Source organism: Saccharomonospora iraqiensis subsp. iraqiensis, assembly GCF_000430445.1.
GTDB classification, from domain to species: Bacteria; Actinomycetota; Actinomycetes; order Mycobacteriales; family Pseudonocardiaceae; genus Saccharomonospora; species Saccharomonospora iraqiensis.
Genome location: NZ_KE387124.1, coordinates 22,352 through 28,007, shown reverse-complemented (window position 1 = coordinate 28,007; position 5,656 = coordinate 22,352). Strand labels below are relative to the sequence as shown.

The window sequence follows — 5,656 nt, the reverse complement described above, 5'->3', positions numbered from 1 at the left end:
GGCCGGGGTGGCGGGGGCGGGGCTCTGCGGAGCGCCCCCGCCACCGGGGTGACCCGTCGCCCCGGGTTCGTCCGCGTGGTCGCGGTCGTCGTCCGGCACCGTCCGGATCGGGTGCCCACCGGCGATCAGGGACCCGGGGGTGCGGTCCGTGTGCGCCGGTCCGGTGGTCTCCGGGTCGCTCTCCGGCGGTCCGTCCTCCCGGTCGTCCGTGCTCGGGCCCGACCCCACCGGCGCGGGGGGCGCGGTGGGCACGGTCTCCGGCGCAGTGCCCGGCAGCGGATCGGTGGGTACGTCGGGGAGCGCGTCGTCCAGGCCGGGCAGTGTCCTCGGCAGGTCGAGCACCTCGCGTACGCCGTCCTCGACCGGGCGGGTGATCTCCTCGACCGCACCGGTGGCGACCCCGGTCACGCTGACGACCGTGTGCCCGAGGTCGTTCACGGTCGCGACCAGGGCGTCGGCCGTGCCGCTCAGCAGCGTCGGCCGCCGATCCCCCGTGGCCGTACCGTCTTCCGATCCGGAACCGTCGGCGGTCTCCCCGGGCAGTGTCCCCCCGGGCAGTGTCCCTCCGGGCAGTGTCCCCCCGGTCGGAGCCGGTTCGGGCAGCGCTTCCCCGGTCTGGGTCTCCGGGGAGGCGTCTTCGGGGGACTGCTCATTCTCGGTCGCCCGGTCCCCGGTCGGGGACTCGTCGGTCTCCTCCCGGTCGGGAAGCGACGCCCCGGGCGACGTCGGCGAGTCGGACGTGCGTTCGTCCTCCTTACCACCGGTGGCGCCGTCGCGGCCCGTGGTGTCGCCGTCGGTCCCCGTGCTCTGCTCGCCGGAGGCCTCGTCGCCGGGCGCGGTCCCGCTCTCCGGGTTCGCGTCCTCCGGTGCCGTGTCCTCTGCGGGGGCCGTGTCTTCCGCGGGGGCCGTGTTCTCCGTTCCGGAACGCTCCGGCTCCGGTTCCGCGGGATCCGTGTCGCCGCCGGAAGCGCTGTCGCCGTCATCGTCGGAGGCACCGTCGGAGGTGCCGTCGGAGGTGCCGTCGGAGTCACTGCCGGAGCGGCTGTCGGAGCCGGTGTCGTCGCCGGGGGCCGTGTCTTCGGAGTCGTCCCCGTCGTCGGGTTCCCCGGTCGATTCACCGGTGTCCCCGGAGGCGATCCGCCCGGAATCGGTGGTCCCGGTGCCGTCCTCCGCGGAAGCGGTATCGGCGAGGGCGACCGCCCCCAGCCAGGCGGCGGCGGCGAACCCGACGACCACCAGTGCGCGGCGCAGACCGGTGGTCAGCAGGCCGGAGGGGTGCCCGGCACCCGCACTCCTCACCGCCACCACCGCCTGTCCGTCGCCGTCCGTGCGTGACACTCACCAGGGACCTCGCCGGGGGTCGGGTGTCGACCCCGCGTTCTCCCACGGGCCCTCGCGGGCCGCGCCCCGGCTACCCGGAGACTGCTATTTCTAGCATTCCCGCGGAGTGTTTCACCCCGTCGGTGTGCGATCCACCCCGGACGGCGCAATCGTGGCCAGGGTGCGCAAACGTTTCACCGCTTCGTCGAGCACCTCGTCCTGTTTACAGAATGCGAAACGGAGCAGGTGATTCCACTCCTTCGGGTGGTCGGTGAAGACCTTGACAGGGACCGCCGCCACGCCCACCGCTTCGGGGAGTCGCCAGGCGAGATCCGCCGCATCGGTGAATCCGAGCGGGCGGACATCCGCGCAGACGAAGTAGGTCCCCTCACTCGGCCGGACCTCGAAACCGGCCTCGGTCAGCCCGTCCCGCAGCCGGTCGCGCTTGCGCTCCAACGAGTCGCGCAGGTGTTCGACCCAGCCCAGCTCGTGATTCAGTGCGTGGGCGACCGCCGGTTGCAGCGGACCTCCGGAGACGAAGGTGAGGAACTGCTTGGCCGCGCGCACCGCGGCGAGCAGCTCCGGCCGGGCACACACCCACCCGATCTTCCACCCGGTGCAGTTGAACGTCTTGCCCGCGCTGGAGATGGACACGGTGCGCCCGTCCATGCCCGGCAGCCCCGCGAGCGGCAGATGGTCGGCGCCGTCGAACACGAGGTGCTCGTAGACCTCGTCGGTGATCGCGATGAGGTCGTGCTCGACGCAGATTTCGGCGAGCGCGGCCAGCTCGGCGCGGGTGAAGACGGTGCCGGTCGGGTTGTGCGGCGAGTTCACCAGGATCGCCCGCGTCCGCGGGCCGACCGCCGCACGCACCGCGTCGAGGTCGAGGGCGAACCGGTCGCCGTCGCGCACCAGGGGCACGACCTGCCGGGTCGCACCCGCCATCGCGACCGCCGCCGCGTACGAGTCGTAGTACGGCTCGATCACGAGGACCTCGTCGCCGGAGTCCACCAGGGCGAGCAGGCTCGCCGTGAGGGCCTCGGTGGCGCCCGCCGTGACGAGGATCTCGCCGTCGGGGTCGTAGTGCAGGCCGTAGCGCGCCCGGTGGGCGGCGATCGCCTCCCGCAGCTCGGGTCGGCCGGGGCCGGGCGGGTACTGGTTCGCGCCGCCGACCAGCGCGTTCCCGGCTTCGGTCAGCATCCCGGCGGGTCCGTCGGTGTCCGGGAAACCCTGGCCGAGGTTCACCGCGCCGGTCCGGGTGGCCAGCGCCGTCATCTCGGCGAAGATGGTGGAGGTGAACGGCCGCAGGCGGTCCACGAGTACAGGTTCGCGCACGAGGGCCCATCCTCACGGACAATCGCGGCATGGAGCAAACGAGGTCCGTCGCCGTCCCCGGCGGCCCGCTCGGAGGCCGGGCGGGCGAGGACGACAAGCGGCGCGGCCTGCGCAGGATGAAGCTGGTCGCCCTCGGGTTCCTCCTCGGTGCCACCGTGATCTTCCTGCTGACCAGCTGGGCCGAGTCCGCGGGATGGCCCGCCTGGGTCGGCTACGTGCGCTCCGCCGCGGAGGCGGGCATGATCGGTGCGCTGGCCGACTGGTTCGCGGTCACCGCCCTGTTCCGCCATCCGCTGGGGTTGCGGATCCCGCACACGGCGATCATCCCGAACAAGAAGAGCGTGCTCGGCTCCAGCCTCGGCGACTTCGTCGGCACGAACTTCCTGTCCGAACCGGTGGTGCGGGACAAGCTCGGCCGGGTGGGCACGGCCCGCAGGGCGGGGGAGTGGCTCGCCCGTCCGGACAACGCCGACCGGGTGACCGCCGAGACGGCCACCGTGGTGCGCGGCGCGGTCACCGTGCTGCGGGACGAGGACGTGCAGGCCGTCATGGAACAGGCGGTGGTGCGCCGGGTCGTCGAGCGGGAGTGGGGCCCGCCGCTGGGCACACTGCTCGCGCAGGTGCTCACCGACGGTGCGCACTACCGGCTGGTGGATCTGGTCGTCGACCGCGCCTACGAGTGGGTGCGGGACAACCACGAGGCGGTGCTCCGGGTGGTCTCGGACCGGGCGCCGTCCTGGTCGCCACGGTTCGTGGACTCGATGCTGGCCGACAAGGTCTACGGCGAGGTGCTCGCCTTCGCCTGGTCGGTCAAGACCGACGTCAACCACCCGATGCGGTTGGCGCTGGACCGGTTCCTGGCCGAGTTCGCGCGCGACCTGCAGCACGACCCGGAGACCAGGACGCGCGCCGACCAGGTGAAGCAGCAGCTCGTCGAACACCCCGAGGTGCGCAGGGTGATCGACTCGGCGTGGACGACGGCCAAGGAGATGCTGCTCAACGCCGCCGAGGATCCCTCCAGCGAGCTGCGTACCCGACTCCGGGACGGGCTGCTCACCCTGGGCAAGCGTCTGCAGTCCGACCCGGCGCTGGCGGGCAAGGTGGACGGCTGGGTCGAGAACGTCGCCGCGTACCTGGTCACGCACTACTCGACCGAGATCACCACGATCATCACCGACACGGTGGACCGGTGGGACGCCGCCGAGACCGCGCGCAAGGTGGAACTCCAGGTCGGCCGGGATCTCCAGTTCATCCGCATCAACGGCACCGTCGTGGGTGCGCTGGCCGGGCTCGCCATCCACGCGGTGGCCCAACTGCTGTTCTGACCCCGGGGGGGCGATGTGGACGACGAACACCGCCGCGGCGGCCCGGCCGGTGACCGGGCCGGGGTCGGGGCGGCCAAGCACGGGGTGCGGCGCCGCGTGTGGGAGCGGCTCGACGAGCTGCGGGTCACCCGCTTCCCCGGTGCGTACGGCCGCATCCCGAACTTCGTCGACGCCGAACGCGCCGCGGCGGCGTTGGCGCAGGTGCCGGAGTGGGCGGCGGCGCGGGTGGTGAAGGTCAACCCGGACGCGCCGCAGCTGCCCGTGCGGTCCCGGGTTCTGGCGCAGGGCAGGGTTCTCGTGATGCCCGCACCCCGGCTGGCCGCGGAGGAGCCGTTCGTGGTGCTGGACGGGGCGTCGCTGGAGGAGGCACCGCGCCGGGCCGCGGCGAAGGAGCGGGTGCTCGAGCTGGGCACCCCCGCCGGCGTCGCCGAGCTGCCGCACGTCGATCTGGTGGTGTGCGGGACGGTCGCGGTCAACCGTGCGGGTGTCCGGGTCGGCAAGGGTGGCGGGTTCTCCGACATCGAGTACGGCCTGCTCGCCGACGTGGGGCTGGTCGACGAGCGGACCGTCGTCGCGACGACCGTGCACGGGGCCCAGGTCCTCGACGAGGAGCTGCCCGAGACGGCGCACGACTTCCGGGTGGATCTCGTCGTCACCCCGGACGAGGTGATCCGGACCCCCGAGCGGCGGCGGAGTCCGGGCATCCTCTGGCAGGACCTGACCGAGGACACGATCGCGTCGATTCCCGCGCTCGCGCGCCGTCGTCCGTAGGGCGTCCGACCGGATGTCACGAAAGTGTCCACACGTTCGGGCGAAGTTGTCCACAGGGTGCGGAGTTTTCCACGGGGTTGTCCACAGGGTCGTAGTCCGATCGTGGACAGCCGGACGGGGACGGTTCCGCCGCCCGCCGAAAAGGACTGGCGCCGGGCGCGGAACGCCACGACGATGACCTCCACCCGTGGAGAAGGAGATGCCGATGCCCGCGTCGCTCACCCTGGACTGTGTGGCCCTCGACTGCCGTGACCCGTACGAACTGGCCCGGTTCTACTCGGAACTGACCGGGTGGCCGATCGCGGAGGACGACGACCCGGACGACGACTGGGTCACCGTGCGCAACCCGGACGGCGGCGTCGATCTCGCGTTCCAACGCGACCCCGGCCACGAGCCCTCCACCTGGCCGTCCCGCGAGCGGCCGCAGATGCTGCACCTCGACTTCGACGTCACCGATCCGGACGCCGAGCACCGCCGGGTGCTCGGCCTGGGTGCGCGGCTGCTCGACGACACCCCGGCGAACTTCACGGTGTACGCCGACCCGGCGGGGCACCCGTTCTGCCTGGTGCGGGCGAGTCCGCAGGCGGACTGACCCCGGGGCGGGTCGCGCCCTCCCGTCGGTCACACCCTCCCGGCGGTCGCACACGGTGCGTATTCTCCTCGGCGTGATGTGCCCCAAGTGCCAGAACGTGATGACGACCGTGGACAAGGACGGCATCCACATCGAGCAGTGCGGCGGCTGCCGGGGTGTCTTCCTCGACCGCGGTGAGCTGGAGCAGATCGTCGAGGCCGAGAACGCCTACTACGGTCACCGGACGCCTCCGCCGTACGACCCCGGATCGGCGCGGACGGCCCCCGGTGGGCCGGCGGGCCCCGCCCACGCGCCGCCACCACCGCACGCGCCA

General features: G+C 72.7%; 6 protein-coding genes. 4 read left to right on the top strand and 2 right to left on the bottom strand.

Annotated features, from left to right (window positions below; all coding sequences use genetic code 11):
• The coding region (locus ACTIR_RS26890; protein WP_026455404.1) for an ICP22 family protein at positions 1 to 1,338 on the bottom strand (1,338 nt) is incomplete at its 3' end.
• Between the two features lie 114 nt (positions 1,339 to 1,452).
• Positions 1,453 to 2,655, bottom strand: coding sequence for a pyridoxal phosphate-dependent aminotransferase (locus ACTIR_RS24255; protein WP_034240944.1), 1,203 nt, complete (start codon positions 2,653 to 2,655; stop codon positions 1,453 to 1,455).
• Between the two features lie 29 nt (positions 2,656 to 2,684).
• On the opposite strand from ACTIR_RS24255, the gene ACTIR_RS0118555 reads away from it, so the two are divergent.
• The 4 genes from ACTIR_RS0118555 to ACTIR_RS24250 form a co-directional block, all read left to right on the top strand.
• On the top strand, positions 2,685 to 3,980 hold the full coding sequence (locus ACTIR_RS0118555; protein ID WP_026455403.1) for a DUF445 domain-containing protein: 1,296 nt from the start codon (positions 2,685 to 2,687) through the stop codon (positions 3,978 to 3,980).
• A 15-nt stretch (positions 3,981 to 3,995) separates the two neighbouring features.
• A complete protein-coding gene (locus ACTIR_RS0118550) occupies positions 3,996 to 4,751 on the top strand; it encodes a 5-formyltetrahydrofolate cyclo-ligase (RefSeq protein WP_154663812.1) in 756 nt (251 codons plus the stop codon).
• Between the two features lie 205 nt (positions 4,752 to 4,956).
• Entirely contained in the window at positions 4,957 to 5,343 is a 387-nt protein-coding gene (locus ACTIR_RS0118545; protein ID WP_026455401.1) for a VOC family protein, read from the top strand.
• Between the two features lie 55 nt (positions 5,344 to 5,398).
• On the top strand, positions 5,399 to 5,656 hold a 258-nt coding region (locus tag ACTIR_RS24250; protein ID WP_411431338.1), incomplete at its 3' end, for a TFIIB-type zinc ribbon-containing protein.

Excerpts from the sequence above, each read along its gene's own strand:
- ACTIR_RS0118555 (WP_026455403.1), top strand. The coding sequence starts at position 2,685 with ATGGAGCAAACGAGGTCCGTCGCCGTCCCCGGCGGCCCGCTCGGAGGC.
- ACTIR_RS0118545 (WP_026455401.1), top strand. The coding sequence starts at position 4,957 with ATGCCCGCGTCGCTCACCCTGGACTGTGTGGCCCTCGACTGCCGTGAC.